Source organism: Sinorhizobium kostiense, from assembly GCF_017874595.1.
In the GTDB taxonomy this organism is placed as follows: Bacteria; Pseudomonadota; Alphaproteobacteria; order Rhizobiales; family Rhizobiaceae; genus Sinorhizobium; species Sinorhizobium kostiense.
This window is the reverse complement of the sequence record NZ_JAGILA010000004.1, coordinates 45,044-69,768: the sequence shown is the minus strand read 5'-3', so window position 1 is coordinate 69,768 and position 24,725 is coordinate 45,044. Positions and strand designations below refer to the sequence as shown.

The window sequence follows — 24,725 nt, the reverse complement described above, 5'->3', positions numbered from 1 at the left end:
CGGCTATTCCTTGGAGACGTTCCAGACGAAGTTGGTGTCGAAGCTCGGCCCCAGCTTGTAGTCCTTGACGCTACCGCGCAGGCCAGCCACTTCCGTCTTCTGATAGATGATGACGAAAGGGCCCTCCTCCAGGACGACCTTTTGGAGTTCCTTGTAGGTCTCGGCACGCTTGGCGCTGTCGCGCTCGAGAAGCGCCTCCCTGGTTTTCTTGCTCAATTCCGGCACATCCCAGGCGTTGCGCCAGGCAAGTGTCTTGACCTTGCCTTCGTCGGAATTGTCCGGATTGCTGGCAAAGGTCTCGGCATTCGAATGCGGGTCGAAGTAGTCCATGCCCCACTCGCCGATATACATGTCGTGATTGCGGGCGCGGTATTTCGTCAGAGTCTGCTTGCCGTCGCCGGGAATGATTTCGAGCTTCACCCCCACCTGCGCAAGCGTCTGCTGGAAGGATTCGGCAATGCCGGTCACGGGCTGGGTGTTGCGCACGTCCATGGTGACGGAGAAGCCGTCCGGGTAGCCGGCTTTCGCCAGCAGTTCCTTGGCCTTGGCCGTGTCGAGCTTGTACGGATTTTCGTCCAGCGCGCCGAGCACGCCCTTCGGCAGGAAGGTCTGATGTATCTCACCGATTCCCTTGATCAGCGTCGCGCCGATGGCGTCATAGTCGACGAGATATTTGAAGGCCTCGCGCACCTCGGGCCTGGCAAGGTCCTCGTTCTTCTGGTTCAGGCTGATGTAGTAAACGGTGCCCTTCGCCGCACTCGTCGTCGAGAGATCCGCATTCTTCGAGACCGCCTCGTAGTCGCCCGGCTCGAGATTGCGCGCGACATCGACATCGCCGGCTTCGAGCGCCAAACGCTGGCCGGAGCTTTCCTTCATGTGTCGATAGATGACGCGGGCGAGCTTGGCCTGTTCGCCGTAATAATTGTCGTTTCGCTCCAGCACGACCACTTCGTTCGCGCGCCAATCGCGCAGCTTGAACGGCCCGGAACCGGCATAGCCGGTCTTCAGCCATTCATTGCCGAAGTCGTTGTCGTATTTATAGGCATCGCTCGGCTCGACGGGCTTGACATGTTCGAGGACGAGCTTCTTGTCGATGACCGAAGCGACCGTCGCGGTCAGGCAGTTCAAGACAAAGCTCGGGGCATAGGGCTGGTCAACGGTGAAGACGAAGGTCTGCTCGTCGGCGGCCTTGGCCTTCTCGGTGACGTTGTCGCCGGTGAGACCGAACTGCGTCAGGATGAAGGCCGGGCTCTTGTCGAGCTTGACGACACGCTCGAAGGAATAGGCGACATCCTCGGCGGTGATCGGATTGCCGGAGGCGAATTTCATTCCGGGCTTCAGCTTGAACGTATAGGTGAGGCCGTCGTCGGACACCGTCCAGCTCTCGGCGAGATCGCCGACCACCTTCGACGTGTCGTTGAGGTCGAGGCGCACGAGCAGGCTGTAGGTGTTGCTGGTCATCTCGGCGGTCGAGATCTCGAAGGCCTCGCCCGGATCCATGGTGATGATATCGTCGATCGCCCAGGCCTGGACCAGCGTGTCCTTCGGCGTATCGGCGAGAGTTGGCTGCGCCACACCCATCGTGAGCGCAAGCGCGGCGGAGGCAGTCAGAAGTCGAAAACGTCCATGGAGCTTATGCATCATCTTGCGTTTCCCTCTTTTATGCCCGTTGCGGGCTCTTCTTCATGAGATCAGGCCTGCTCGTGCCACGCCTGCCCCAGAACTCTCAACCAATTCTCCCGACAGATCTTTTTAAGCTCGCGATCACCATATCCGGCACCCTTGAGCGCCGCAACGAGCCTCTGATTGCCCGCCGCATCGCCGATTTCCTCCGGTATGGTCGCGCCGTCGAAGTCGGAGCCCAGCGCAATGCAGTCGATCCCGACACGCTCGACCATGTAGTCGACGTGTCGGACCATATCGGCGAGCGGGGTTGCAGCATTTTCCTGTCCGTCCCCCCGCAGCATGGTCGTCGCATAATTGAGGCCGACCACTCCCCGGCTCTCGCGAATCGCATCGAGTTGGCGGTCGGTCAGATTGCGTGCGACCGGCGTCAGCGCATGCGCATTGGAGTGGCTGGCGACGAGCGGCTGATCCGTCGTCTTCGCGACGTCCCAGAAACCCTTTTCGGTGATGTGCGCGAGATCGATGAGAATGCCGAGCCGGTTGCAGGCGCGTACCAGTTCGAAACCTGATGCGGTGAGTCCCGGCCCCGTGTCCGGCGTGGACGGAAAAGCGAACGGCACGCCATGGCCGAAAGCATTGTGCCTGCTCCAGACCGGGCCGAGCGAACGGAGCCCCGCCGCATGGAGGGTCTCGAGCGCCGCGAGCTCTGGCCCGATCGCCTCGCAGCCCTCCATGTGCAAAACGGCAGCGAAGACGCCCTCCTCGGATGCCCTGCGAATTTCGCCGGTCGAGCGGCAAAGCCGCCAGGCGCCGGCACGGTCAAGCCTGAAGGCGACGTCGGCAATCTCCATTGCGGTCGCGAGCGACGCCATGTGGTCGAGCGGCTTGGCAAGCGGGGTCGCGTAATGCCCGTTTTCGTCCGGCACTTTCAGCACGAGATCGCCCGACGGAATATAGATGGCGCACAGGCCGCCGATGAGGCCTCCCTCTCTGGCGCGCGGGGCGTCGATATGACCTTTGTCGGTCCCGTGGGCAAATTCGGCCACGGGATCGACACCTGCGCGTGCATGCCGCCAGAGCCGCAATAGCACGTCATTATGGCCGTCGAAAACCGCCTGCATTCGCAAAATTCCTCGTCATGTCAGGGAGACCGGATGGATCATCCGCCAGGCCGCGTCCGCTCAAGGGCCAAGCCGATGCTATTGAAAGGCATCGGTCATTTCAATGAATTTCCAGGGGAACCACGACCGCAGCTTGTAGCGAAATGTTGCATGAAAGCCGCAATCGGGCGGCGAGCAGTCGTCCGGCACAGCCCTTTCGAGCGTCAGGAAATGCGAAAAGGGCGAAAATCTGCCATTGCTTCCGCCATTGCCGCTGCTCGAGCCGTCATGAGGACGATGGAATGAATGAGACCCCAGAGGGAATTTGAGGTGCGGTCGATCGCGAATGCCCTCACAACGCGTTTGGCCCGCACCTTCGTCTGCCTGGTGCTGATGCTCGGCATTGCGGGCTGCGGCGCCCGCCCCGTCGGAGTTCTCACCCCATCCGGCTCCGCCGCTGGCGCTTCCAAGGTCGATCTCCTGGTGGCGACGACGCGCGCGCCATCCGCCGATCCTGCCATACTCTTCACCGGCGAGCGCGCTCAAGGGCTTTCGCTGACGGAAATCGTCGTTTCCATTCCCCCGGAACAGAACCGCAAGGTCGGCCAGGTGCAATGGCCGAAAAGACTGCCGCCCGATCCGAGCCGCGATTTCTCGACCGTCAGCGTCAAGCCGCTCGAGGCTGGACAGCAAACGCAGGCTTGGCTAAAGGGGCATCTGCCCAGGAGCCGGCGCGTGCTGATCTTCGTCCACGGCTTCAACAACCGCTTCGAGGATGCGGTCTACCGCTACGCCCAGATCGTCCACGATTCCCATGCCGAGGTCGCGCCCGTCATCTTCACCTGGCCTTCGCGGGCGAGCATCTTCGATTACAACTACGACAAGGAAAGCACCAACTATTCGCGCGACGCGCTGGAAGAGCTGCTGCACCGCGCGACAAGCAATCCCGCGGTCCGAGAAATCACGGTAATGGCGCATTCCATGGGATCGTGGCTCACCGTGGAAGCGCTCCGGCAGATGGCGATCCGCGACGGCCGGGTCGACGCCAAGATCACCGACGTCATCCTCGCTTCACCCGACCTCGACGTCGATGTCTTCGCCAAGCAGATGCAGGCGATGGGCGAGAAGCGCCCCCAATTCACGCTCTTCGTCTCCCGCGATGACCGGGCGCTGACGGTCTCGCGGCGGATTTCCGGCAATATCGACCGGCTCGGACAGATCGATCCGACCGCGGAGCCCTATCGCAGTCAGCTCGAACGGGCCGGCATCACCGTGCTAGACCTGACGGCGCTTAAAGGCGGAGACAAGCTCAACCATGGGAAGTTCGCCGAAAGCCCCGAGGTCGTGCGGCTCCTGGGCAACCGGTTGATCGCCGGCCAGACCGTCACCGATTCCGATGTCGGCCTCGGCGAGCGCGTGGGCGCCGTCGCCCTTGGAACGGCGCAGACGGTCGGCAGCGCCGCGAGCGTCGCCGTCTCGACGCCGATCATGATCTTCGACCCCCGTACCCGGGAGAATTACGACGACCAGCTCCGCCGGCTCGGCCAATCGGTCGAAAACACGGTCGGCTCGGCGGTGACGCCCTGAGGGCTTCGGCATGGACGCCCTTCAATGGAAGGTCGACTTGGAGAAGAGGTTGAGGACCAGCACGCCGGCGATGATGAGCGCAAGGCCGAGAATGGCGGCAATGTCCAGCTTCTGGCCGAAGGTCAGGTAGCCGACGAGCGATATCAGCACGATACCCAGGCCGCTCCAGAGCGCATAGGCGATGCCGACCGGTATGTAGCGCAACGTGTAGGACAGGAAGAAGAAAGCAACCGCATAGCAGGCGACCATGAGCAGGGTCGGCGCGAGCCGCGTGAAATGCTGGGCAGCCTGCATGGCCGATGTGCCAAGCACTTCGAAAACGATGGCGATGACCAGGACTGTGTAGAGCATGGCGGGGTTCACGATTCGACTCCGTCGGTTCGAGAATGGGTGGAGCCGCACTTCCGCGGCCCTCTATTGCAGCGACAGCGCCTTGAGTTTCTGAAGTAGCTCGGCGCGTGTCGACGCTTCGAGGTCGTGGCTCTGCAACAGGTCGGCGAGCCACACGCCGTCGGCGGCAAAGCGGGCGATGAGGCAGTTCGGCGAGCCGTCGGTTTCCGCAAACTCTGCCGACCGACGTGCCACCCAGTCTCGCCAGCGCGCCTTGAGATGCGGCTCGGCGAGCAGCGCGATCGCCAGCACCTGCCAGTCCTGCCCTTCCGCATCAGCATCAAGGGCAAAACACACCGCAAGGTAAGCGCGGGTGAAGCGCCCTCTTTCGACATCGTCCTCGACCATCGCCCCCTCGATCGCCCGATCGAAGCGGGTGATCAGCTCATCGAACAGGCCGTCCAGCAAGGCGAGCTTGTTCGGAAAGTGGTGCAGGAGCCCGCCCTTGCTGACGCCCGCCGCCTGGGACACCTTGTCGAGCGTCACCGCGGCAATCCCCTGCTCGAACGACAGCCGTGCTGCGACCTCCAGCAATTGCTGGCGCACCCGCTCCGGCTCCTTCTTTCTTTGATAGGCGTTCTTCATGGCATACAAAAGATACCGTCCGGACGGTTTTGTCAAGAGCCCAAAGCGAAGCTTCCGCCCGCCGCCGCGATGAAACGCCGCAAGCGACAAGCAGGCATTGTCCCCGACCCGGAGCCGCGATACGAAAATTGGCGCGAGGAAATGACAATGTCGGAAACGGAAACGACCACCCTCTATGAGGCGATTGGCGGCGAAACCACCGTGCGTGCGCTGACGCGGCGCTTCTACGAGTTCATGGACAGCTTGCCCGAGGCAGCCCGCTGCCGCGCCGTGCATCCGCCGGATCTTTCGGGCAGCGAGGAAAAGCTCTACGAATATCTGACCGGCTGGCTCGGCGGGCCGCCGATCTATGTAGAAAAGCGCGGCCACCCGATGCTGCGCCGCCGCCACTTCATCGCAGAAATCGGCCCGGCCGAGCGTGACGAGTGGCTCCTCTGTTTTACCCGCGCCCTGGAGGAAACGGTCTCCCATCCGAAGCTGAGGGAAATCATCCTCGCGCCGATAACCCGGCTCGCCCTTCACATGCAAAACAAGGAATAGCTCGGATGCCCGCCGGCACGCTCCGCTCGACCATGCTTTTCGTTGCCGGGCTGATGGGCCTCTTCGGCGTTGCCGCCGCGGCAGCCGCTTCGCATGGGGCGGATCCACGGCTGCTCGGCGGGGCATCCGCCATGTGTCTCGCCCATGCACCGGCGCTCGTCGCGCTTCATGGCGGGTGGGCACATTTTCGCACCGCCGCGCTTTCCGCCCTATTGTTGGCAGTAGGAACGGCGCTCTTTGCCGGGGACCTGACACTGCGTCATTTTGCCGGACACGGTTTCTTTCCGATGTCGGCACCCATTGGCGGTTTGACGATGATGGCGGGGTGGCTGGCCGTGGCGCTGGGTTGCTTCTTGCCGCGCGGCTGATGTTGCTGGGTCGGATGCATTCTTGGCGCTGCTGCCCTGGTCACCCCCTCTGGCCTGCCGGCCATCTCCCCCACAGGGGGGAGAAAATGTGCGGCGCGCCCTGCGCCTCAACCGCAGCTCTCCGCTTGCAGAAGTGTTTCGGCCGAAGCGAGGAGAAGCCACCTCCCCTTGTCGGGGATATGCCGCAGGCCCAGAGGGGTAAGAACGGGCACGAGCCTGAAGCCTTCCCCTACGCCCCCTCGACGACGGTATAGCCCTCGAATTTCGGCGGTCCGAGATACATGGCCCGGCTGTCGCCGGCGCTCCTGTGTGCCGACCGGAAGCTTTCCGATTTCGTCCAGGCGAGGAACGCGTCCTTGCTTTCCCAGGTCGATTTCGAGATGAACGGCGTGTAGCCCTCTTCCGGAACGCTCTCGCCCCTCAGCAGATGGAAGTCGATGAAACCAGGCATTTCCGCAAGGCTCGAGTTGCGGCCCTTCCAGACAGCCTCGAAGGCTTCTTCCTTGCCGGAGGCGACTCGGAAACGGTTCATCGCAAAGTACATGGCTTACCTCTCGAGCGCCTGCCGTTCCGAAGCGGGATTTGCCGCGGGGCGCGGGAACGGCAGGATAACGCCCTCGGCCCCCGGCGCAAGCCCGAGCGACCCCCGTCCCGGCTGCCTCGCCTGGCCTGCCGGAAATTCGGTGACGTTCGGGTTCTCCTCCAACATTCGAGCGCGCCGCGTCAGCAACTCGTAAAGCTCCGGCACCAGCCCGTCGCCGAACTGGCACGCCAGCTTGTGAAGACCGATCAACATCATCTGATCGAGACGCTCATCACTCATCGTGGACACTCCATGCGTCGGCGGAGATCGGCAATGCCGTCCGCTCCTTTCTCTCCATTGGGAATCATTCGTCGGCGCCGGCGGAGAGATCCTGAAGCGCCCGTTCCAGGCTCGACTTTGATCCATTGCGCAGCGGCACGAAGGCCTTGCCCCACTTCTTGCAGCCCGTCTTCACGCGAAGACATGCGTCGTGGCTGATGCAGTCGATCGGGCAGAAGACGCAGTCGACCGAGGGCAGAACCCGGTCGATACGCGAGACCGCTTCGCGTAGACCGCCGTCATGATGGATAAGTTCGGCGCCATAGGAGCTGGCGATCTCACGCAAATGGGCGACCTGGCAGTCGCGGCCGCCGACATAAAGGAAACTGCGGCCCTCGAGCGTCGCCTTGCCCACCGCTGGCCGCGCCGGGCTCGTTTCCACCTTTGACTTGCCGTTGCCGACCTTGCCCGAATTCTGCTGCCGCTTGCCGCGCATGCATTCCTCTCCGCTTGCATCGGCGAGACGAACCTTCTCGCCGATCGCCTCCAAATCCTGTTTCGGTACACACCGCCTGGTTGTGCGATGACGGCACCCTATTAAACTTGATTGCTACAGTAAAGTATAAACATGAGCGTTATACTCATATTTAAATCGGAGCACGTCGGCCTGAAGCGAAGGCCCGCCATGCCCGCAGAGGGCATTCAGCGTTTGAAGTCGATCGGAATGGTAAAGACCCAGCTGTCTCGTCCGGCTCTAGCTGGAATGGGCGGGAACGGCGCGGCGCGGCGCACCGCATCGAGCGCCGCCTCGTCGAGAATCGAAGAGCCGGCGCTTCTGGCGAGACTGACGCCGGCAAGGCCTCCATTGGAAGTCACGGTGAAGCGCACATGCGCGACGCCGCGCAGACCCTGACGCTTGGCTTCCGCAGGATAGTACCGTGCTCGACTGAGCTTTCGCCGGACTTTGCCTTTGTAGTTGTCGATTGCAGCGTTGCCGGCTTCCTGAGCGGCAGCGCCCCGCCTTGCGCCCGTCGCCGCAGTCACGGCGGCGCTTTCGACGCCGTCCGCCTGCCCCCTGACGCGGGTTGCCGTCTTGTCGCCCTTTTCGCCAGCCTTCTTTCGGGCAATCTTCTTCTTGACGGGCTCCTTCTTCGGCTTCGATTTCTCGACCTTGGGCCGTTCAATCTTCGGCGGCTCCGGCTTCTCCTGCGGAACAACCGTCTCGACCGGCGCAACGCTCGCGACCACCGGTGCCTCGGCGACCGCTGCGGCAGGAATCTCCTCCGCGGGCAGGATCACGTCCGCTTCCGTTGGCACCACGTCGGACGGCTGTTCCGCGGCGATATCGGGCAATGCCGGCTCGATCGCTTCGGCTGCCTCTTCCGTCGGCTGTATCTCCGTCGGCGTCAGTTCCTCGGCCGCTTCTTCCGTCGGTTCAATGAGCTCGGACGGCTCGCCGGCCTGAAGCGAATCCTGAAATGCATCGCCGAGCAAGGTGACCTCGGTCGCCGCGCCACCGGCCATGAGGACCTCGTCCTCGCTCGGCTCGAACAAGATTGCGCCGCCGGCATGCGCCAGCAGCGAGAGGCCGATCGCCCCGCCCCATTTGACGATTTGCTTCATGAGATCGCCTTCCAACGGCATTTCAGCGAACGGGCATTCAGCCCTTGAGATCCACCGCCGACCTGGAGCCGGTCTTCAGACGTGTCATGCAGGCGCCTTTGTCGATACCCTCACCCACGCAGGCCGGCGCATCGTTGATCAGCAGGCTTTTGACCGCCTCACATTTCGTGCCGGGCAATTCGAACTGCCGAACCTTCGTCTTGCCGGAGGGCAGGTCGCGGAAGTCGAGTACGGCCATTCGCTCGACGAGGCCCTTCTGATCGAAAAGGACGAACTCGAAGGTGACTTTGGAGAGCGACTGGTCGAAGCCGTTGTCGGCAACGAAGGTCAGCTTGCAGCCCTTCTCCGAAGGAGTGACCTCGTTAAGTTCGATCGCCAGTCCGCCCGAAGCGACCGCATCTTGCGCAAGGACCGCGTCTGGGGCGGACAGTACGGCCGTTGCTGCCCAAAAGACGAAACGGGAAAGATAGACCATCACGACACCATCCATGCTCCGCCCCGCGAAGGCTTCGGGGCATAATACTTGACTGTAAACATCCTGTATTGCGTCCTTAAAAAAATATGAGTAATGAAGTCAAGATAGCAAATGACATGCGCGACAGGAACGCTGGGAAAGACACCCCGGGCGATCACTTTGCGAACTGGCTTAATCCGTGACACCGAACGACCGCGAAACGCAGAGATCATCCGAGCCGCCGAGCCCGATCAGTCAGTCGACGCGAATCGTGGAAAGCCGCGAACTGTTCGGCGGCGACAGCGAGATCCTGATTTCCCACGGCGGCGCGACCTACCGGATGAGGATCACGCGCCAAGGGAAACTGATTTTGAACAAATAGCCAAGGTGACGATGGACAAGAGCATGCGCCACAACCCTTCCGAGATCCGCGCCTATCGTGCCGCGCACCCGAAGCTGCGGGAGCGTGACATTGCCGCCCAACTCGGTATTTGCGAAGCCGCACTTGTCGCAGCGGAATGCGGCTTCACCGCCGTCCGCATCGACAGCGACGCCAATCGCTTCCTCGAGCGCGCGGTAGATCTCGGCGAAGTGCTCGCGCTCACCCGCAACGAAAGCGCCGTCCACGAGAAGATCGGCAACTACGAGAACGTACAGGCGGGAAAGATGGCGGCTCTTGTGCTCGGCTCCGAGATCGATCTGCGCGTTTTCCCCAGTGCCTGGGCCCACGGATTCGCCGTCTCGAAGGCCGACGCCGAAGGCACCGTCCGTTGCAGCCTGCAGTTCTTCGACAAATGGGGCGATGCCGTTCACAAGGTCCATCTGCGCCCGGCCTCGAACAAGGCGGCCTATAACAGGATCGTCGAGGAACTTCGGCTGGACGACCAATCCCAAGACTTCATTGCCGAAGCTGGCCTTTCCAGGGACGGCGACAGGCCGGATAGCACGGTCGATGCGGAGGAATTGCGCGACCATTGGACGAAGCTGACCGACACACATCAGTTCCACGGCATGCTGCGCAAGCTGAATATCGGGCGGCGCCAGGCTCTTCACGCAGTCGGTGATGACCTCGCCTGGCGGCTTGATCCTGCCGGCATCGAAGCGATGCTGCGCGGCAGCGCCGAAATCGAGCTGCCCATCATGTGCTTCGTCGGCAGCCGCGGCGTCATACAGATCCATTCCGGGCGGGTTGCGAACATCGCCGCCATGGGCCCCTGGCTCAACGTGATGGATCCCACGTTCCACCTGCATCTGCGCCGCGACCACATCGCCGAACTCTGGGCCGTGCGCAAGCCGACCGCAGATGGGCATGTAACCTCACTCGAGGCTCTCGACGCCAAAGGTGAGATGGTCATCCAGTTCTTCGGCAAGCGCAAGGAAGGCTATGCCGAACGGCCGGAATGGCGCTTGCTCGTCGAAGGACTGCCACGCCTCGACACCATCGCCGCAGCCTGAGGAGGTGAACATGAGCGGTTTCGACTTTCGCCGATTTCGCTTTTGGGAACTGGTGCTTACCTTGATTGCGGTCGCCGCACCCTTCGTCCTGCCGGCGATTGTCCCGAAATCCTCGCACCTCCTGCGCCCAGCAATGGCTGAGAGCCTGGAGCAGCCGGACACCTCGCGCGTTGTTTCCGTCGGCGGCGCGGTCACGGAGATCATCTATGCGCTCGGCGAAGAGCGCCGGCTCGTCGGACGGGATTCGACCAGCACCTATCCCGAGGCGGCCTTGAGGCTCCCCGACGTCGGCTACATGCGGCGATTGGCTCCGGAGGGCATCATCGCCGTCAATCCGACGGCAATCGTCGCGGTCGAAGGCAGCGGGCCACCGGAAGCACTCGCACTGCTTAAAGAAGCAAACATCCCTTTCACCACGATCGCCGAGACCTACGACCGGCAGGGGATCCTCGCCAAGATCCGGGCGGTCGGCGCATTTCTCGGGGTCGAGGACAAAGCGGAAGCCCTCGCCCGATCAGTCGAGAAGGAGCTGGACGCCACCCTGGCGGGCGCCGATCTCCGACCGGAAGGCGACCGCAAACGTGTCCTCTTCGTCCTCAGCACAGAGGGCGGCAAAATCATGGCTTCGGGCACCGGGACGGCCGCCAGCAGCATCCTCGGTCTCGCAGGTGCGGCCAATGCCGCCGGCGGCTTTACCGGCTACAAGGCCATGACCGACGAGGCGATCGTCGAGGCGATGCCGGACGTTATCCTGATGATGGACCGGGGCGGGAGCCATGGCACGAGCGCCGATGCGCTCTTTGCCCTGCCGGCCCTTAGCCTCACCCCCGCCGCAAAGGCCAAGGCGCTGATCCGCATGGACGGCTTGCACCTGCTCGGCTTCGGTCCGCGCACAGCAAGCGCGATCCGCGAATTGAATGCGGCGATCTATGGAAAGAAAGCCAATGACTCCGAGTGAAGCCATGGGCGGTAGAAGCGCGCCCGAATTGGCCGGCGAACTTCTCCATGCATGGAGGAGAGGCGATCGCTCGCGCCTGGCGCGCTTTGTCATCGTCGTGCTGGCCGCCCTCGCGCTTGCGACCTTCGCCACATCGATCGTGACCGGCGCGGCCGATGCGTCGCTGGGCAACGTCCTGCGCTGGCTTGCCGGCGAGGCAGCGGCCGACCAGGGGCTGAGTGCGCGCGACCGCATCATAATCCTCGACATCCGTCTGCCGCGTGCTGTGCTCGGCATGCTGGTCGGCGCAGCGCTCGCGGTTTCCGGCGCCGTCATGCAAGGCCTCTTCCGCAATCCCCTCGCCGACCCTGGCCTCGTCGGCGTTTCCTCGGGTGCAAGCCTCGGCGCCGTTCTGGCGATCGTGCTCGGCAGCGCCGCTCTCGCTCCGCTCTTAGCGCTTTTCGGCGTCTACGCACTACCACTCGGCGCCTTCTGCGGTGGCCTTGCAACCACGGTGTTGCTCTACCGCATCGCGACCCGCGGCGGCCAGACCTCCGTGGCGACGATGCTTTTGGCGGGGATCGCTCTTGGTGCCCTGGCCAATGCGGTGACCGGCGTGCTCGTGTTCATTGCCGACGACAAACAATTGCGCGACCTCACCTTCTGGGGCCTCGGCTCTCTCGCCGGCGCCAGTTGGACAAAGATCGCTGCTGCCGGGCCGATCATTCTCCTGGCGCTTGCCACAACTCCTTTCCTGGCGCGGGGCTTGAACGCGATCACGCTTGGAGAGGCGGCAGCCTTTCATATGGGCATCCCCGTGCAGCGGCTGAAGAACATCGCCATTCTGAGCGTCGCCGCCGCGACCGGCGCATCCGTCGCCGTCTGCGGCGGCATCGGCTTTGTCGGGATCGTTGTGCCGCATCTGTTGCGCCTGGTGATCGGCCCCGATCACCGCTACCTGCTTCCGGCTGCGGCTCTCCTCGGCGGCACGATGCTGATCTTCGCCGACATGCTCGCGCGCACGATCGTTTCGCCCGCCGAACTGCCGATCGGCATTATCACCGCCTTTGTAGGCGCGCCCTTCTTCCTGTGGATCCTGCTCCGCGGGCGCTCGCATATGGGACTGTGACGCGCATGATCAGGGTATACGATATCTCCGTCCGCCTTTCCGGCCGACAAGTGCTGAACGGCGTTTCGTTCGATGTCGCACCCGGCTCGATGACCGCGATCGTCGGTCCGAACGGTTCGGGCAAGACGACGACCCTGAAGGCGATTTCGGGCGAGCTTGCGCTGTCCGCCGGTCGGGTGGCGATCAATGGTCATGATCTGTCCCGCCTGAGGCCGTGGGAGTTGGCACTCAAGCGTGGCGTCCTACCGCAAGCAACGGTCGTCTCCTTCCCCTTTACAGTGCGGGAAATCGTCGGGCTCGGCCTTTCAGCCGCCGCAGCCACGACTCGGCCTGAGCGCCTCGCCGACGAAGCCCTCGAAGCCGTCGACCTGGCAGGTTTCTCCGGCCGCTTCTACAGGGAGCTTTCGGGCGGCGAGCAGCAGCGCGTGCAGCTTGCCCGCGTGCTCTGCCAGATTTCCGCGCCGGTCGGTGATGGGGAGCCGCGCTATCTGCTGCTCGACGAGCCGGTCTCGAGCCTCGATATTCGCCATCAGCTGACGATCATGCGACTCGCGCGCCAGTTCTGCGAAGGGGGTGGCGGCGTCATCGCGGTGATGCATGACCTCAATTTGACCGCGATGTTCGCCGACCGAATGGTGATGATGAAGGCGGGGCGTATTCGCGCCAGTGGAGCGCCGAGGGATGTGCTCACCGACGATGCCATGGAAGCAGTGTTCGGATGTCGAATGCGGGTGAGCGTTGCACCGGAGCACGATACTCCCTTCGTACTTCCGCAAGCTGCATCGATCTGAACAATTGCCGCCCCACCACCAGACACCGCTGAGGCGGCCCAGTAGCAACGATAGGATTTACCGAAACAATTTTCGCTCTCATGCGTTGATCGAGCGCTAGCGGGGAAACGCCGCTTCGGCAAAGCAGAGCGGCCGGCCCTCTCCTCTCTCTGCTTAATTCATTTTCAAGCTCGATGAAGCGCCGGCATCCTGGGCCGGCGCAACAGTGAAGGAGCAAAAAGATGGCAACGGGTCTTTACTCCGGTTCAAGCAGCAGGAAACGGAATGGCAGTGCGGTGGCCAATCCCATCGAGGACCAGCTTCAGGAGATGCGCGAGGATATCACCCGTCTCGCAACATTGATCGCCGATCGCGGGGCGACCGCCTCGCGCGACGCTAAGTCGCGAGCTCGCGATGTGCGGGAGCAGGCGGAAACGGACTTTCAGGACCTGTTTGCCAGCGGCGAGCAGATGCTTTCCGACCTTCGCCACCGCTATGCGGACACGGAGAGGGAATTGCGCCGCACGGTCCGCGAACATCCCGTCGCAACTCTCGGCGTAGCTGCCATCATCGGGCTGATTGCAGCCGCCATGCTGCGCCGTTAGGCCGCTTCTGAAGTCGCCTGGAGCGCGGCCCTCGCAAAAGTGTTTAGGAAACCCGGGAGTAGGCGATGAAGACATTAGCGGCAGTGCTGACAGCATTAGTGGCCGCCGACTTCGGCGCCGCAGCCTCCCGCTACAAGCGCAACGCACTCCTATGGTCGGCCATCGCGCTGCTGCTCGCCACGGCCTACGTTTTTGCTCTCGTGGCAATTGCGCTGCTGCTCGCCCAGTATTTCTCGCCTGTTACGGCTGCGGTGGGCGTGGCACTCGGGCTCGTGGTGGCCGCCCTTATTCTCGTCTCGGTCATCGCGGGCCTCAACGCTCGCGATCGCCGCCTCGCGGAAGAACGGCGCCGCCGCTCGCTGGCGAAGACGAACCTGGCGCTCATGGCCGGCACCAGCCTGCTGCGGAGACAACCCCTGATCGCCCTCGGCACGGCAATCGCACTGGGCGCTTTGCTTGGCCTGGGCACCGGCCGCCGCCGCCGCGAAAGGCCCTAGACTAAGAGGATCGGCCCGAGAATCGGAACCGATTTCACCGAACGTCTGCAGCGATTTGGGGCAACGACATGCAAAAAGATTGGACCTAAAGCGGCAGACGGATCAGTGCGGTCACGCCAGCAGGCATATATTCGACCTTCACCGAACTGCCGATGATCTTGTCCAGACTGCGCTCGATCAAAAGGGAGCCGAAGCCGCGCCGCCGCGGTTCGCGCACGGGCGGCCCGCCCACCTCCGTCCACGTCAGATGCAATACGGCCCCGCCCTCCTCGCCCACACCGCGCGCGGTTAGCACGATCTTTCCGTTCGGCACCGACAGCGAGCCATACTTCACGGCATTCGTCGCCAACTCGTGCAGCACCAGCCCCAGTCCGACTGCCTGGTCCGGCCCCAGCAGGATCTCGTCCTTGTGCAATTCCACCTGCTCCGCGTAATCACTGACATAGGGCCGCAACTGTTTCGATATCAGTTCGGAAAGCCGGATCGTGCCCCACTCATAGTCAGACAGCAGCACATGCGCTTCGGATATCGCTTGCAGCCTACCGGCGAAGGCAGCCATGAATTCGGCCGGATCACTCGTCTGGCGTAGCGTCTGTCGCGCCAGCGACTGCAGCATTGCGAGCGTGTTCTTTACCCGATGGTTCAATTCCTTCAGCAGAAGACGGGTCCGATTGACGGCATCCTGCTGCTCGGAGACGTCGATTGTCATGCCGAGGAAGCTTAGCGGGACTCCTTTCGTGTCGCGGTCATGTACCCTGCCGCGTCCAAGCAACCAACGTCCGCTCGCACGGATGCGGAACATGCCGTCATATTCCTCGTCGGCCGCCATTGCCTGGCGAAGCTTCGCGAAGGTCGCGGCACGGTCGTCAGGGTGGATCGCGGAAAAGACCGCCTTGGCGCTCGCCGTCCCGTCCGCCTGCAGCCCGAACATGCGCATCATTGCGCCATCACAGGCAACCGTACCGGCGCGAATGTCCCATAGCCAGCTGCCGACATTCGCCGCTTGCAGAGCCATCGCAAGCCGCTGCTGTTCACGCAGCAGCACCCCCTCCCGATGCGCCCGCCTGCTTGTCTCATCCTTGAGCTTGAGCAACGAGGCCGCCACGTCGCCGATCCGTCGCAACTCATCGATCTGTTTTTTTGGGACCTCGCTGCGAGCGGCGACGTCAAAGACACAGACCGTGCCGACGGCCTTACCTGCAATGAGGATCGGAACACCCGCATAGAAATGCAGGATTGGCAATTCAGCGACGTCAGGTCGGCTTCGAAACACCGGATGATGAGAGGCATCGAGCACAACAAAGGCGCCGCCCGCTGCAATCGTGTGTGCACAAAACGACCCCTTTATGCGCATCCGCGTTTCCGTCGTGCCGACGGCGGCCTTGAACCATTGCCATTCTTGGTCGACGAGCGTGACCAGAGCGATCGGCGCGTCGAACAACCCGGCCGCAAGCCTTGCCAGCGCGTCGAAGTCGGTGTCGGGCAGGGCCATGTCGGGCAAGGAGGCATGCGATGCTCCAAGGCGGTCTTGCGAGCCGAGTACCCCAGCAAGCATTGGCAGCATCGCGGTTACCTCATGCATCGGTTCGAACGTGTGCGGCGCCGCGTGCAGCGCCGCGCGTCTTGACGCGCAAGGTCGCTGTAGCACTTGGATTGCTGCATGTCTTTCGATCTAAGGCGAGACGCGGTAGCGCTCCGATCTCATTAATCTTAGATCGGCGGCGCTCGCAAGCAAAGAGCAGGCGGCGTTTATCCGCCGATAAGGCGGGGCAACATTCAAAGACATCTTGTCTCGCGGCTTGCGGGCGGGTGCGATCAGGAAACGAAAGCGCGCGAGGTGATGGGAGCGGAGGTCTCATCCGGCCCATAGTCGTTTTCGCCATGGACCTGGAGAATCTCCTGGAGGCGCTGGCGGGCGCGGTTGACGCGGCTTTTGATCGTGCCGAGCGCACAGCCGCAGATGGTCGCCGCTTCCTCATAGGAAAAGCCGGATGCGCCGACGAGGATGATCGCTTCGCGCTGGTCGGGCGGCAATTGGTCGAGAGCGCGCCGGAAATCCTGAAGATCGAGAGAGCCATATTGCTCCGGGTGATGTGCGAGGGTCTCGGTGAGGTGCCCATCGCTGTCCTGGACCTCCCGGCCGCGCTTGCGCATCTGGCTATAAAGCTCGTTGCGCAGAATCGTGAAGAGCCAGGCCTTCATATTGGTGCCGATTTCGAAATGATCCTGTTTGGCCCAGGCCTTCATGATCGTGTCCTGAACGAGATCGTCCGCGCGATCATGGCGGCCGATCAACGACATCGCGAAGGCACGGAGGCTTGGGAGAGCCGCGAGCATCTCGCGCTTGAATTCTTGATTTTCAGATGGCATTCCGGCGCTCACTCCTTGCCTTGCAGCACCGATCGTCGTTCCGCAGATTCCAATCTTTCCAGAAGCTCCACGAAGCGAGCAGGAACGGCCTCTTCCTGCACGGACTGATAGAGTGCCTTCAGCTTGACCGCGATCTGCCCGTTCGGGTCGTCGGATTTCGGACTCGTGCCGATGGGACGCCCTCCCCCTGAAGTATATCTCATTACAACTTCGCCCTTGAAAGTTCGCCTGCACACTAACGCCGCGAAAAAATGAAAGGTTCCGAGGGGGAACCTTTTTTTCGACCGCACGTTTTTGCAGCGGTACAAAGCCACGAACAAGGATAGAGGGAGTCCTGTATGACACTGTCCACCCGCATCGCTCCATTTCTCCCCTACCTGCGCCGTTACTCCCGTGCCCTGACAGGCTCGCAAACCTCCGGCGATGCCTACGTCGCCGCGGTGCTCGAGGCGCTGATCGCGGATACTGCCATCTTCCCTCGGGCAAGCAACGATAAGGTTGCCTTGTTCCGGCTCTTCACTTCGCTGTTCGGTTCTTCGTCCATGCTGGTTCCGGAGCCGACGTCGCCGTTTGCATGGGAACAGAGGGCGTCGGTCAACCTTGCTGCGGTCACGCCGCTCGCGCGGCAGGCTTTCCTGCTCGTTTCCGTCGAGGGATTCAGCCCTTTGGAGGCCGCAGAGGTGCTGGACGTCGATACCGATAAGCTGACCGTGCTGCTCGATCGCGCTTCGCAGGAAATCTCCCGCCAGGTTGCGACCGATATCTTGATTATCGAAGACGAACCGCTGATCGCGATCGATATCGAGCAGATGGTGGAAAGCCTTGGCCACCGCGTCACCGGCATCGCGCGAACCAGGGACGAAGCCGTTGCCCTGTTCAACGCGACGAAACCCGGCATGGTGCTTGCCGATATCCAGCTCGCCGACGGCAGCTCTGGGATCGACGCCGTCAACGAGATCCTGAAGGCGAGCACCGTCCCGGTGATCTTCATCACCGCCTTCCCGGAACGGCTCCTGACCGGAGAAAGACCCGAGCCCACCTTCCTGGTGACCAAGCCCTTCAATCCGGACATGGTGAAGGCGCTGATCAGTCAGGCGCTCTTCTTCAACGAGTCCACGAAGGCCGCCGCCTGACCTTTCACTGCAAAAGCGATTTCACCAACCGCCACGCTCTCCCTCCTGCCTTTGCTTGTCAGGGGAGGGAGACGTAGCGCGCATACTCCAACGCAAAACAGCCAGTGCCGAGGGATGGCACTGGCTGAGCTCTGCAACTCACTGAGGGGGAATCGTGAGTTGACAACCGGCGGTATGCCTCCGACGTCACATTGGGGGCCATGTGCGTCACCGCTCGGTTAAGCCTAAAAACGCTCAACTGCAAAAAAGGTTCCCCGGCGGCTGCAAATCTGACTTGACGCAGGCCCGACGGCAACTATGCCATTGATTTATGCCATGGATTCGAGTTCGGCTCGATGACGATAAAGCGCAAGGAAACGCCGATAGTCCCGGTCGTAGGACCCGCGCAGAGCCGGGTTTGGAAGGCGCTCCTGACCGGATGAAGCCATAGCCTCGCCAGCAGCCGCAAGGTCAGGATAAAGGGAGCCCGCAACAGCGGCCGCCATCGCCGTACCAAGCAGGACGGCGTCAGGCGTCTCCGGCGCGACCACCCGGCAGCCGGTGACGTCGCAATACAGTTCCATCAGCAAGGGATTGCGCACATGGCCGCCGGTGACGTGCAAGGTGTCGAGGTCGTAGCCCACTTCCCTCATCATTTCGAGAATGCAGCGGATTCCCAGCGCGATCGCGACGCAGGTCCGCCAATAGAGTCGGCAGAGCGCATCGAAGGACGAGTCGAGTGCGAGCCCGCTGATGACGCCGAGCGCGTGCGGATCGGCGAGCGGCGAACGGTTCCCGTGAAAATCCGGCAAGATATAAAGGCGATCGGCGAAGTCGGCGCCGTGAACCGCGCGCAGCTCCTGCACCCGCCGGATGATGCTCATGTGGGTTTCGGGCGTAGGCTGGAGACCCCCTCCGTGCAGGCGAACGATGTGGTCGAGCAGCGCTCCCGTTGCCGATTGGCCGCCTTCGATGAGCCAGAAGCCGGGCAGCACTGCCTCGAAATAAGGTCCCCACATGCCGAAGCCAGGCTTCATCTCCCTCGAGAAGGCAACGATGCAGCTCGAGGTCCCGGCGATCAGCGCCAGTTGCCGTTCGAGCTTTGCCGGGTTGCGGGCGAAGCCCCCGAGAACGCCAAGCGCGCCAGCATAGGCGTCGATCAGACCCGGCGCCACACGACACTCGGTGTCGAGCCCGAGTTCCGCCGCCGAGCGCGCCGTCAGCTTTCCGACAGGAGATCCGACAGCTAGGGTCTGTTCCGGCAGACCGCCACGCTCGAGCAGGTCTTCGAGTCCGATCTGTGCGAGATAGTCCTGCTGCCAGCCCCGTTCCTTATGGGCGAGATAGTTCCACTTCGCAGTCAATGTGCAGCGCGAGCGCGCTACGCTTCCGCTCGCCCTCCAGGACATATAGTCGGCGAGATCGAAGAAATAGCCGGCCCGCTCCCATTGCTTCGGCAGGCGCCTTTTCAGCCACATGAGCTTCGGCATCTCCATCTCCGGCGACATGACCCGGCCAGAGTGGTCGAGCACCGGATGTTCCGTCGCCGTGCAGAAATCGGCTTCGGCCAACGCCCTGTGGTCGAGCCAGACGATCGTGTCCCAGCGCGCCTCGCCGTCGCGGTTCACCGAAAGCGGCGCGCCAGCGCGATCGCGCACCACCAGCGAGCAGGTGGCATCGAACCCGATCGCGGCAATCTCATCCGGGCGCAAGCCGGACTTCACCCGCGCCGTCGTCACGGCGTCGCAAGCGGCCGCCCAGATCTCTTCGGAATCGTGCTCGGCGTGGTTTTCTTCCGGCCGGTTCATGGCGATCGCCCGGTCGGCCCGCGCGAGAAGGGTTCCATTGCGGTCGAAGATGCCCGCGCGGGCGCTCCCGGTTCCGACATCGACCGCAACGACATATTCCCGCATCGATGGATGCCCCTGTCCCGAGATGTTCGAGCTGCAGCCGCCCTGCCGGCGCCAACCCTTCGATCATTGCCGGACAAACTGTATCAATTCGCCCATGTCGTCAAACAGCAGCTCGGGATCGAGGCTGGAAAGCGCCTGGCGGTGTCGTTCGTTCCGCGCGTGGCTGGCGCCGGCGAAGGCGAAGACCCGCATGCCCGCCGCCTTCGCTGCCTCGATGCCGGCCGGGCTGTCCTCGATGACGATGCAATCGGCCGGCCGGTGGCCCATCTCGGCGCTCGCATGAAGAAAGAGATCGGGAGCCGGCTTGCCCCGCGCCACCATGCTCGCCGAGAATATATGCGGTTCGAAGAGATCGATGAGCCCGGTCACCGTCAGCGACAGGCGGATGCGCTCGGGCTGGCTCGACGAGGCTACGCAGCAGGCGCCATCGAGCTGGGCAACCGCTTCGCGCACGCCACGGACCGGCTTCAGTTCCTGACGAAAGCGGGCGTAGAGCCGCATCCGCATTCCTTCGAGAAAGGCATCATCGGTGGCAAGCCCATACTCGTCGTGCAGGATCGCGGACATGCTCTTGAGGCTGCGGCCAAGAAAGCGTTCGCTCGCCTCCTCCGTCGTCATCGAGACGCCGGCGGCCTCGAGCGACTCCACCAGGACGGCGAGCGAGATCGGCTCGCTGTCCACAAGCACGCCGTCACAGTCGAAAATGACCAGTCTGGACGCGTGCTCCGCCATCGCATTTCATTCCCCGAGTTTGTCGTCCAGATAGAGCTGCAACGTGGCGCGCGTACCTTTTTCCGAGAGTGTTTTCAAGGCATGGGCAAAACGGCGGCGGAAAAGATCGGATTGTGCGACGTCGCCGAAGATGTCCGATAGCGCGAGAAAGGCCATCGGATCGTCCTTGGCTGCGAGCGCGGCGGCATGCAGCCGGTCGGCGTTTGCATCGTTGAAGACGATGTCCTTGCCGCTTTCCGACTTGCCGGCGAAATAGCGGCACCAGAGGGCCGAGACCAGCGACAATCCGACCACATCCTCGCCGCGGCTGAGTCGATCGGCCGTCGAAGGCAGGATGAATTTCGGCTGGCGGTTGGAGCCGTCCTGGGCCAGCCGCGCAACGGTGTCGCCGATCTTCGGATTGGAGAATCGCGTTTCGATGAGGCTGAAATAGTCGTTGAGGTTCGTATCCGGCACCGGCGGGATGACGGGAATGATCTCCTCGCGCTCGAGCTTTGCCAGGAAGGCGCGGATCAGCGGCTCCTCCATTGCCTCGTGCACGAAATGGATGTCGAGCAATGCCGCCGGATAGGCGATCGCCGCGTGTCCGCCGTTCAGGATGCGGATCTTCATGTGTTCATATGGCGCGACGTCGGGAACGAATTGCACGCCCACCTCTTCAAGCGCGGGACGGCCCTGCGGAAAATGGTCTTCCAGCACCCATTGCTTGAACTCCTCGCAGAAGACCGGCCAGGCGTCGTCTATGCCGTAATCCGAAGCGACGATGCCGATCTCGCGGGCACCGGTGGCCGGCGTGATACGGTCGACCATGCCATTCGGAAAGGCGACATTGACGTCGATCCAGTCGGCGAAAGCCGGGTCGGAGAGGCGCGCAAGCCCCGAGACCGCCGCCCGCGTCACCTCGCCGTTGCCGGGGATGTTGTCGCAGGACATGATGGTGAACGGCGCGATGCCCCGTGCGCGCCGCTCGGCGAGGCCGGCAAGTATCAGGCCGAACACCGTCTTCGGCGACAGCGGATTGCTCGCATCCTCGACTATTGCCGGGTGGGCGGGATTGAACACGCCCGAAGCGGGATCGATGAAATAGCCGCCTTCGGTGATCGTCATCGAAACGATGCGGATGAGGGGGCTCGCAAGCTGAGCCATGATCGCCGGCGTGTCGCCGGGCTGCAGATAAGCGATCATCGCGCCGGTCACATGCGCCGCCGTGCGGTTGTTGTCCTGCTCGACCACCGTCGTCAGCAGATCCTGTGCTTCCAGTTTGGTGCGCATCGCCTCGTCCGACGGCAACACACCGGCCCCGATGATCGCCCAATCATGGTCACGCCCGAGATTGAAGAGATCGTCGAGATAGACCGCCTGGTGGGCGCGATGGAAATTGCCCACACCGAAATGGACGATCCCCGGCCTTAAATCGTGCCGATCGTAATTCGGAATGCCGGCCTTGGCCTTGATCGCGTCAAGAGCGGCAAGCGAGAGTTTGGTCGCCATCGTAATCGTCCTTCCGAGAGCTCAGCTCATCCACTGGCCGCCATCGACATTGTAGGTCTGAGCCACGACGTAGTCGCTTTCCGATGAGGCGAGGAAGATTGCCATTCCGGTCAGATCCTCGGCCCTGCCCATGCGACCATAAGGAACGGCCTCGCCGACGAGGCGCTTCTTCTCCCCGAGCGGACGGTTTTCATATTTTGCGAACAGCGCGTCGACGCCATCCCAGTGCTCTCCCTCGACAACGCCGGGCGCGATGGCGTTCACATTGATGCGGTGCTTGATGAGGTCGAGGCCGGCCGATTGCGTGAGGCTGATGACGGCCGCCTTCGTGGCGCAATAGACGGCGACCAGAGCCTCGCCGCGCCGTCCGGCCTGGCTCGCCATGTTGATGATCTTGCCGCCCCGCGCCTGCGCGATCATCTGTTTGGCCGCCGCCTGCAAGGTGAAAAGCGTGCCGGCGACATTGATCGAGAACAGCTTCTCGTAGCTTTCGCGGGTGATCTCGACGATCGGCGCGAGATCGAAGAGCGCTGCATTATTGATGAGGATGTCGAGCCCGCCCGCCTGTTTGACGACCGCGGCAATTGCCGCATCGATTGTCACCTGTCGGGTAACGTCCAACTCGACCGCGTAAGCCGCCGATCCGATGTCTGCGGCGGTCTCTCGCGCACGCTCCATGTTGATGTCGGCGATCGCGACGGTCGCGCCTTCGCGCACGTAAGCCTCCGCGAAGGCGCGGCCGATACCCCGCGCCGATCCCGTGATCAGAGCGCTCTTTCCTTCCAGACGTCTCATCGGATTGCCATTCCCTTGTCATCGAACCTGTGGACGCGTTGCGGATCGGGCGTCAGGAATACCTGATCGCCATGCGTCACGGGGAAGTCGCCGCTGACGCGCGCCGTCATCGTGCCGATGCCGTCGGCATTCACATGCAGGAAGGTGTCGGAGCCGAGATGTTCGGCCACGCCGACGGTGCCTCGCCATGTGCCGCGCTCCTTTGAAAGCACAAGATGTTCCGGACGGACACCGATCGTGTGCGCCTGGTGCATCGCCGCGGGGGCTCCCGCCACCAGATTCATTTTTGGCGAGCCGATGAATCCGGCGACGAACAGATTGTCCGGCCGGTGATAGAGTTCGAGCGGCGAGCCCACCTGCTCGATGCGGCCGCGGTTCAAAACGACGATCTTGTCGGCCATGGTCATCGCCTCGACCTGATCGTGGGTGACGTAGATCATCGTCGTTTTCAGTTGCTGGTGAAGCTGGCTGATCTCGAGCCGCATGTTGACGCGCAGCGCCGCGTCGAGGTTGGAGAGCGGTTCGTCAAACAGGAAGGCCTCTGGCTGGCGGACGATCGCCCTGCCGATCGCCACGCGCTGTCGCTGACCGCCGGACAGCTGGCGGGGCTTGCGGTCGAGATAGTCGGCAAGGTTCAGGACGCGCGCGGCATCCGCCACCTTCTTGTCGATCACCGCCTTCTCCTCGCCCGCCATCTTCAGCGGGAAGGCAATGTTGCCGCGCACGCTCATATGCGGGTAAAGCGCGTAGGACTGGAACACCATCGACAGCCCCCGCTTGGCTGGCGGCAAGTCGGTCGCATTCTTGCCGTCGATGACGATCTCGCCGCCGCTGACGTCCTCCAGGCCGGCGATCAGCCTCAGAAGCGTGGATTTGCCGCAGCCGGACGGGCCAACAAAGACGACGAACTCGCCGTCGTCGATGTCGAGGTCGATCGACGGGATCACGGCGTGGACACCGAAGACCTTCGAGACGTTCTTGAGTGTGATGCTTCCCATGGTCGTATCCTTATTTGACCGCGCCGAAGGTGAGGCCGCGTACGAGCTGCTTCTGCGAAAACCAGCCGAGAATGAGGATGGGGGCGATCGCCATCGTCGAGGCGGCCGACAGCTTCGCGTAGAAGAGGCCTTCAGGGCTCGAATAGGAGGCGATGAAGGCGGTCAGCGGCGCTGCCCGTGCCGCGCTCAGGTTGAGCGTCCAGAACGCCTCGTTCCAGGCGAGGATGACGTTGAGCAGGAGCGTCGAGGCGATGCCGGGGATCGCCATCGGCGTCAGCACGTAGATGATCTCCTTGGCGAGCGATGCCCCGTCCATGCGCGCCGCCTCGAGGATCTCGCCGGGGATCTCCTTGAAGTAGGTGTAGAGCATCCAGATGATGATCGGCAGGTTGATGAGCGTAAGCACCATCACCAGACCCGTGCGCGTATCGAGCAGCCCCGTGTTGCGGAACATCAGATAGAGCGGCACGAGCACGCCGACCGGCGGCATCATCTTGGTGGAGAGCATCCACATCAAAACGTCCTTGGTGCGTTTCGCCGGCGCAAAGGCCATCGCCCATGCCGATGGAATGGCGATCAGCAGGCCGAGCAGCGTCGAGCCGAAGGAAATGACGACGGAGTTCATGAAGTGCTTGAAGTAGTCGGACCGGCTCTGCACCTCGAAATAGTTCTCCACCGTCCAGTCGAAGAACAGGAAGGCCGGCGGCGAGGCGATCGCCTGCGCTTCCGTCTTGAAACTCGTGAGAAACGTCCAGAGGATCGGAAAGAAGATCAGGATGCCGATCGTCCAGGCCGCGGCGGTGGTGAGCAACTTGCGCTGGGTCGAAACATTGCGTGCCATGGGTG

General features: G+C 62.7%; 29 protein-coding genes. 11 read left to right on the top strand and 18 right to left on the bottom strand.

All coding sequences use genetic code 11. The features are described 5' to 3' along the window. Positions 1–3: 3 nt before the first annotated feature. Both J2Z31_RS15685 and J2Z31_RS15680 read right to left on the bottom strand, forming a co-directional pair. Complete coding sequence (locus tag J2Z31_RS15685; RefSeq protein ID WP_209602508.1) at positions 4–1,644, bottom strand: ABC transporter substrate-binding protein; 1,641 nt, start codon at positions 1,642–1,644, stop codon at positions 4–6. A 47-nt stretch (positions 1,645–1,691) separates the two neighbouring features. Then, a complete protein-coding gene (locus J2Z31_RS15680; RefSeq protein WP_209602507.1) occupies positions 1,692–2,747 on the bottom strand; it encodes a dipeptidase in 1,056 nt (351 codons plus the stop codon). A gap of 372 nt (positions 2,748–3,119) precedes the next feature. Between J2Z31_RS15680 and J2Z31_RS15675 the strand changes: the two genes are divergently transcribed. Continuing rightward, positions 3,120–4,313 (top strand): alpha/beta hydrolase, encoded by a 1,194-nt coding sequence (locus J2Z31_RS15675; protein ID WP_408022041.1) that lies wholly within the window; start codon positions 3,120–3,122, stop codon positions 4,311–4,313. A 21-nt stretch (positions 4,314–4,334) separates the two neighbouring features. On the opposite strand, the gene J2Z31_RS15670 is transcribed toward J2Z31_RS15675, so the two are convergent. Together J2Z31_RS15670 and J2Z31_RS15665 are read right to left on the bottom strand one after the other, a co-directional pair. Then, positions 4,335–4,664, bottom strand: coding sequence for an SMR family transporter (locus J2Z31_RS15670; RefSeq protein WP_209602952.1), 330 nt, complete (start codon positions 4,662–4,664; stop codon positions 4,335–4,337). 63 nt (positions 4,665–4,727) lie between these two features. Further along, positions 4,728–5,288: a TetR/AcrR family transcriptional regulator gene (locus J2Z31_RS15665; protein ID WP_209602505.1), complete on the bottom strand. Its 561-nt coding sequence runs from the start codon at positions 5,286–5,288 to the stop codon at positions 4,728–4,730. 147 nt (positions 5,289–5,435) lie between these two features. Between J2Z31_RS15665 and J2Z31_RS15660 the strand changes: the two genes are divergently transcribed. Next, positions 5,436–5,828: a group II truncated hemoglobin gene (locus J2Z31_RS15660; protein ID WP_209602504.1), complete on the top strand. Its 393-nt coding sequence runs from the start codon at positions 5,436–5,438 to the stop codon at positions 5,826–5,828. A 5-nt stretch (positions 5,829–5,833) separates the two neighbouring features. Continuing rightward, positions 5,834–6,196, top strand: coding sequence for a DUF423 domain-containing protein (locus J2Z31_RS15655; protein ID WP_209602503.1), 363 nt, complete (start codon positions 5,834–5,836; stop codon positions 6,194–6,196). 229 nt (positions 6,197–6,425) lie between these two features. Here the strand turns inward: J2Z31_RS15655 and J2Z31_RS15650 are convergent, their stop codons facing one another. From J2Z31_RS15650 to J2Z31_RS15630, 5 genes are all read right to left on the bottom strand, one after another. Then, on the bottom strand, positions 6,426–6,740 hold the full coding sequence (locus tag J2Z31_RS15650) for an antibiotic biosynthesis monooxygenase family protein (RefSeq protein WP_209602502.1): 315 nt from the start codon (positions 6,738–6,740) through the stop codon (positions 6,426–6,428). A gap of 3 nt (positions 6,741–6,743) precedes the next feature. Beyond that, positions 6,744–7,019, bottom strand: coding sequence for a hypothetical protein (locus J2Z31_RS15645; RefSeq protein ID WP_209602501.1), 276 nt, complete (start codon positions 7,017–7,019; stop codon positions 6,744–6,746). A 64-nt stretch (positions 7,020–7,083) separates the two neighbouring features. Beyond that, positions 7,084–7,494, bottom strand: a complete 411-nt coding sequence (locus J2Z31_RS15640) for a DUF2325 domain-containing protein (protein WP_209602500.1) — start codon at positions 7,492–7,494, stop codon at positions 7,084–7,086. 206 nt (positions 7,495–7,700) lie between these two features. Next, positions 7,701–8,621, bottom strand: coding sequence for an energy transducer TonB family protein (locus J2Z31_RS15635; protein WP_209602499.1), 921 nt, complete (start codon positions 8,619–8,621; stop codon positions 7,701–7,703). 37 nt (positions 8,622–8,658) lie between these two features. Beyond that, positions 8,659–9,096: a hypothetical protein gene (locus J2Z31_RS15630; protein WP_209602950.1), complete on the bottom strand. Its 438-nt coding sequence runs from the start codon at positions 9,094–9,096 to the stop codon at positions 8,659–8,661. 250 nt (positions 9,097–9,346) lie between these two features. Here J2Z31_RS15630 and hemP point away from each other — a divergent pair, with 250 nt between their 5' ends. The 7 genes from hemP to J2Z31_RS15595 all read left to right on the top strand — a co-directional run bounded on the left by hemP (position 9,347) and on the right by J2Z31_RS15595 (position 14,468). Further along, positions 9,347–9,457, top strand: a complete 111-nt coding sequence (gene hemP / locus J2Z31_RS29355) for a hemin uptake protein HemP (protein ID WP_328243471.1) — start codon at positions 9,347–9,349, stop codon at positions 9,455–9,457. 11 nt (positions 9,458–9,468) lie between these two features. Beyond that, positions 9,469–10,530 carry a hemin-degrading factor gene (locus tag J2Z31_RS15620; RefSeq protein WP_209602497.1) on the top strand — a complete coding sequence of 354 codons (1,062 nt, stop codon included), beginning with the start codon at positions 9,469–9,471 and terminating at the stop codon, positions 10,528–10,530. A gap of 10 nt (positions 10,531–10,540) precedes the next feature. Beyond that, positions 10,541–11,488, top strand: coding sequence for a heme/hemin ABC transporter substrate-binding protein (locus J2Z31_RS15615; protein ID WP_209602496.1), 948 nt, complete (start codon positions 10,541–10,543; stop codon positions 11,486–11,488). After that, positions 11,475–12,596, top strand: coding sequence for a FecCD family ABC transporter permease (locus tag J2Z31_RS15610; RefSeq protein ID WP_209602495.1), 1,122 nt, complete (start codon positions 11,475–11,477; stop codon positions 12,594–12,596). Before J2Z31_RS15615 ends, J2Z31_RS15610 begins: the two co-directional genes overlap by 14 nt. Positions 12,597–12,601: 5 nt before the next feature. Beyond that, positions 12,602–13,387, top strand: coding sequence for a heme ABC transporter ATP-binding protein (locus J2Z31_RS15605; protein ID WP_209602494.1), 786 nt, complete (start codon positions 12,602–12,604; stop codon positions 13,385–13,387). A 221-nt stretch (positions 13,388–13,608) separates the two neighbouring features. After that, positions 13,609–13,971 (top strand): DUF883 family protein, encoded by a 363-nt coding sequence (locus tag J2Z31_RS15600; protein ID WP_209602493.1) that lies wholly within the window; start codon positions 13,609–13,611, stop codon positions 13,969–13,971. 65 nt (positions 13,972–14,036) lie between these two features. Beyond that, positions 14,037–14,468 (top strand): hypothetical protein, encoded by a 432-nt coding sequence (locus J2Z31_RS15595; RefSeq protein ID WP_209602492.1) that lies wholly within the window; start codon positions 14,037–14,039, stop codon positions 14,466–14,468. Positions 14,469–14,553: 85 nt separating this feature from the next. Here the strand turns inward: J2Z31_RS15595 and J2Z31_RS15590 are convergent, their stop codons facing one another. The 3 genes from J2Z31_RS15590 to J2Z31_RS15580 form a co-directional block, all read right to left on the bottom strand. Next, the gene (locus tag J2Z31_RS15590) at positions 14,554–16,050 is read right to left on the bottom strand and encodes a sensor histidine kinase (RefSeq protein ID WP_209602491.1); all 1,497 of its coding nucleotides are present in this window, start codon (positions 16,048–16,050) and stop codon (positions 14,554–14,556) included. Positions 16,051–16,283: 233 nt separating this feature from the next. Next, the gene (locus J2Z31_RS15585) at positions 16,284–16,838 is read right to left on the bottom strand and encodes an RNA polymerase sigma factor (protein WP_209602490.1); all 555 of its coding nucleotides are present in this window, start codon (positions 16,836–16,838) and stop codon (positions 16,284–16,286) included. A gap of 8 nt (positions 16,839–16,846) precedes the next feature. Next, positions 16,847–17,041, bottom strand: coding sequence for a NepR family anti-sigma factor (locus J2Z31_RS15580; RefSeq protein WP_209602489.1), 195 nt, complete (start codon positions 17,039–17,041; stop codon positions 16,847–16,849). Positions 17,042–17,176: 135 nt separating this feature from the next. On the opposite strand from J2Z31_RS15580, the gene J2Z31_RS15575 reads away from it, so the two are divergent. Next, the gene (locus J2Z31_RS15575; protein WP_209602488.1) at positions 17,177–17,971 is read left to right on the top strand and encodes a response regulator; all 795 of its coding nucleotides are present in this window, start codon (positions 17,177–17,179) and stop codon (positions 17,969–17,971) included. Between the two features lie 308 nt (positions 17,972–18,279). On the opposite strand, the gene J2Z31_RS15570 is transcribed toward J2Z31_RS15575, so the two are convergent. From J2Z31_RS15570 to J2Z31_RS15545, 6 genes are all read right to left on the bottom strand, one after another. Next, positions 18,280–19,863, bottom strand: coding sequence for an FGGY-family carbohydrate kinase (locus J2Z31_RS15570; protein ID WP_209602487.1), 1,584 nt, complete (start codon positions 19,861–19,863; stop codon positions 18,280–18,282). A 63-nt stretch (positions 19,864–19,926) separates the two neighbouring features. Next, a complete protein-coding gene (locus tag J2Z31_RS15565; protein ID WP_209602486.1) occupies positions 19,927–20,595 on the bottom strand; it encodes an HAD family hydrolase in 669 nt (222 codons plus the stop codon). A 6-nt stretch (positions 20,596–20,601) separates the two neighbouring features. Continuing rightward, entirely contained in the window at positions 20,602–22,086 is a 1,485-nt protein-coding gene (locus J2Z31_RS15560; RefSeq protein ID WP_209602485.1) for a mannitol dehydrogenase family protein, read from the bottom strand. A gap of 21 nt (positions 22,087–22,107) precedes the next feature. After that, a complete protein-coding gene (locus J2Z31_RS15555; protein WP_209602484.1) occupies positions 22,108–22,881 on the bottom strand; it encodes an L-iditol 2-dehydrogenase in 774 nt (257 codons plus the stop codon). Beyond that, positions 22,878–23,879, bottom strand: a complete 1,002-nt coding sequence (locus tag J2Z31_RS15550) for an ABC transporter ATP-binding protein (protein WP_209602483.1) — start codon at positions 23,877–23,879, stop codon at positions 22,878–22,880. The genes J2Z31_RS15555 and J2Z31_RS15550 overlap by 4 nt, the downstream gene beginning before the upstream one ends. A gap of 10 nt (positions 23,880–23,889) precedes the next feature. Then, positions 23,890–24,720: a carbohydrate ABC transporter permease gene (locus tag J2Z31_RS15545; protein ID WP_209602482.1), complete on the bottom strand. Its 831-nt coding sequence runs from the start codon at positions 24,718–24,720 to the stop codon at positions 23,890–23,892. Between the last annotated feature and the right edge of the window lie 5 nt (positions 24,721–24,725).

Excerpts from the sequence above, each read along its gene's own strand:
- J2Z31_RS15685 (WP_209602508.1), bottom strand. The coding sequence starts at position 1,644 with ATGATGCATAAGCTCCATGGACGTTTTCGACTTCTGACTGCCTCCGCC.
- J2Z31_RS15680 (WP_209602507.1), bottom strand. The coding sequence starts at position 2,747 with ATGCAGGCGGTTTTCGACGGCCATAATGACGTGCTATTGCGGCTCTGG.
- J2Z31_RS15675 (WP_408022041.1), top strand. The coding sequence starts at position 3,120 with ATGCTCGGCATTGCGGGCTGCGGCGCCCGCCCCGTCGGAGTTCTCACC.
- J2Z31_RS15670 (WP_209602952.1), bottom strand. The coding sequence starts at position 4,664 with ATGCTCTACACAGTCCTGGTCATCGCCATCGTTTTCGAAGTGCTTGGC.
- J2Z31_RS15665 (WP_209602505.1), bottom strand. The coding sequence starts at position 5,288 with ATGAAGAACGCCTATCAAAGAAAGAAGGAGCCGGAGCGGGTGCGCCAG.
- J2Z31_RS15660 (WP_209602504.1), top strand. The coding sequence starts at position 5,436 with ATGTCGGAAACGGAAACGACCACCCTCTATGAGGCGATTGGCGGCGAA.
- J2Z31_RS15655 (WP_209602503.1), top strand. The coding sequence starts at position 5,834 with ATGCCCGCCGGCACGCTCCGCTCGACCATGCTTTTCGTTGCCGGGCTG.
- J2Z31_RS15650 (WP_209602502.1), bottom strand. The coding sequence starts at position 6,740 with ATGTACTTTGCGATGAACCGTTTCCGAGTCGCCTCCGGCAAGGAAGAA.
- J2Z31_RS15645 (WP_209602501.1), bottom strand. The coding sequence starts at position 7,019 with ATGAGTGATGAGCGTCTCGATCAGATGATGTTGATCGGTCTTCACAAG.
- J2Z31_RS15640 (WP_209602500.1), bottom strand. The coding sequence starts at position 7,494 with ATGCGCGGCAAGCGGCAGCAGAATTCGGGCAAGGTCGGCAACGGCAAG.
- J2Z31_RS15635 (WP_209602499.1), bottom strand. The coding sequence starts at position 8,621 with ATGAAGCAAATCGTCAAATGGGGCGGGGCGATCGGCCTCTCGCTGCTG.
- J2Z31_RS15630 (WP_209602950.1), bottom strand. The coding sequence starts at position 9,096 with ATGGTCTATCTTTCCCGTTTCGTCTTTTGGGCAGCAACGGCCGTACTG.
- J2Z31_RS15620 (WP_209602497.1), top strand. The coding sequence starts at position 9,469 with ATGGACAAGAGCATGCGCCACAACCCTTCCGAGATCCGCGCCTATCGT.
- J2Z31_RS15615 (WP_209602496.1), top strand. The coding sequence starts at position 10,541 with ATGAGCGGTTTCGACTTTCGCCGATTTCGCTTTTGGGAACTGGTGCTT.
- J2Z31_RS15610 (WP_209602495.1), top strand. The coding sequence starts at position 11,475 with ATGACTCCGAGTGAAGCCATGGGCGGTAGAAGCGCGCCCGAATTGGCC.
- J2Z31_RS15605 (WP_209602494.1), top strand. The coding sequence starts at position 12,602 with ATGATCAGGGTATACGATATCTCCGTCCGCCTTTCCGGCCGACAAGTG.
- J2Z31_RS15600 (WP_209602493.1), top strand. The coding sequence starts at position 13,609 with ATGGCAACGGGTCTTTACTCCGGTTCAAGCAGCAGGAAACGGAATGGC.
- J2Z31_RS15595 (WP_209602492.1), top strand. The coding sequence starts at position 14,037 with ATGAAGACATTAGCGGCAGTGCTGACAGCATTAGTGGCCGCCGACTTC.
- J2Z31_RS15590 (WP_209602491.1), bottom strand. The coding sequence starts at position 16,050 with ATGCATGAGGTAACCGCGATGCTGCCAATGCTTGCTGGGGTACTCGGC.
- J2Z31_RS15585 (WP_209602490.1), bottom strand. The coding sequence starts at position 16,838 with ATGCCATCTGAAAATCAAGAATTCAAGCGCGAGATGCTCGCGGCTCTC.
- J2Z31_RS15580 (WP_209602489.1), bottom strand. The coding sequence starts at position 17,041 with ATGAGATATACTTCAGGGGGAGGGCGTCCCATCGGCACGAGTCCGAAA.
- J2Z31_RS15575 (WP_209602488.1), top strand. The coding sequence starts at position 17,177 with ATGACACTGTCCACCCGCATCGCTCCATTTCTCCCCTACCTGCGCCGT.
- J2Z31_RS15570 (WP_209602487.1), bottom strand. The coding sequence starts at position 19,863 with ATGCGGGAATATGTCGTTGCGGTCGATGTCGGAACCGGGAGCGCCCGC.
- J2Z31_RS15565 (WP_209602486.1), bottom strand. The coding sequence starts at position 20,595 with ATGGCGGAGCACGCGTCCAGACTGGTCATTTTCGACTGTGACGGCGTG.
- J2Z31_RS15560 (WP_209602485.1), bottom strand. The coding sequence starts at position 22,086 with ATGGCGACCAAACTCTCGCTTGCCGCTCTTGACGCGATCAAGGCCAAG.
- J2Z31_RS15555 (WP_209602484.1), bottom strand. The coding sequence starts at position 22,881 with ATGAGACGTCTGGAAGGAAAGAGCGCTCTGATCACGGGATCGGCGCGG.
- J2Z31_RS15550 (WP_209602483.1), bottom strand. The coding sequence starts at position 23,879 with ATGGGAAGCATCACACTCAAGAACGTCTCGAAGGTCTTCGGTGTCCAC.
- J2Z31_RS15545 (WP_209602482.1), bottom strand. The coding sequence starts at position 24,720 with ATGGCACGCAATGTTTCGACCCAGCGCAAGTTGCTCACCACCGCCGCG.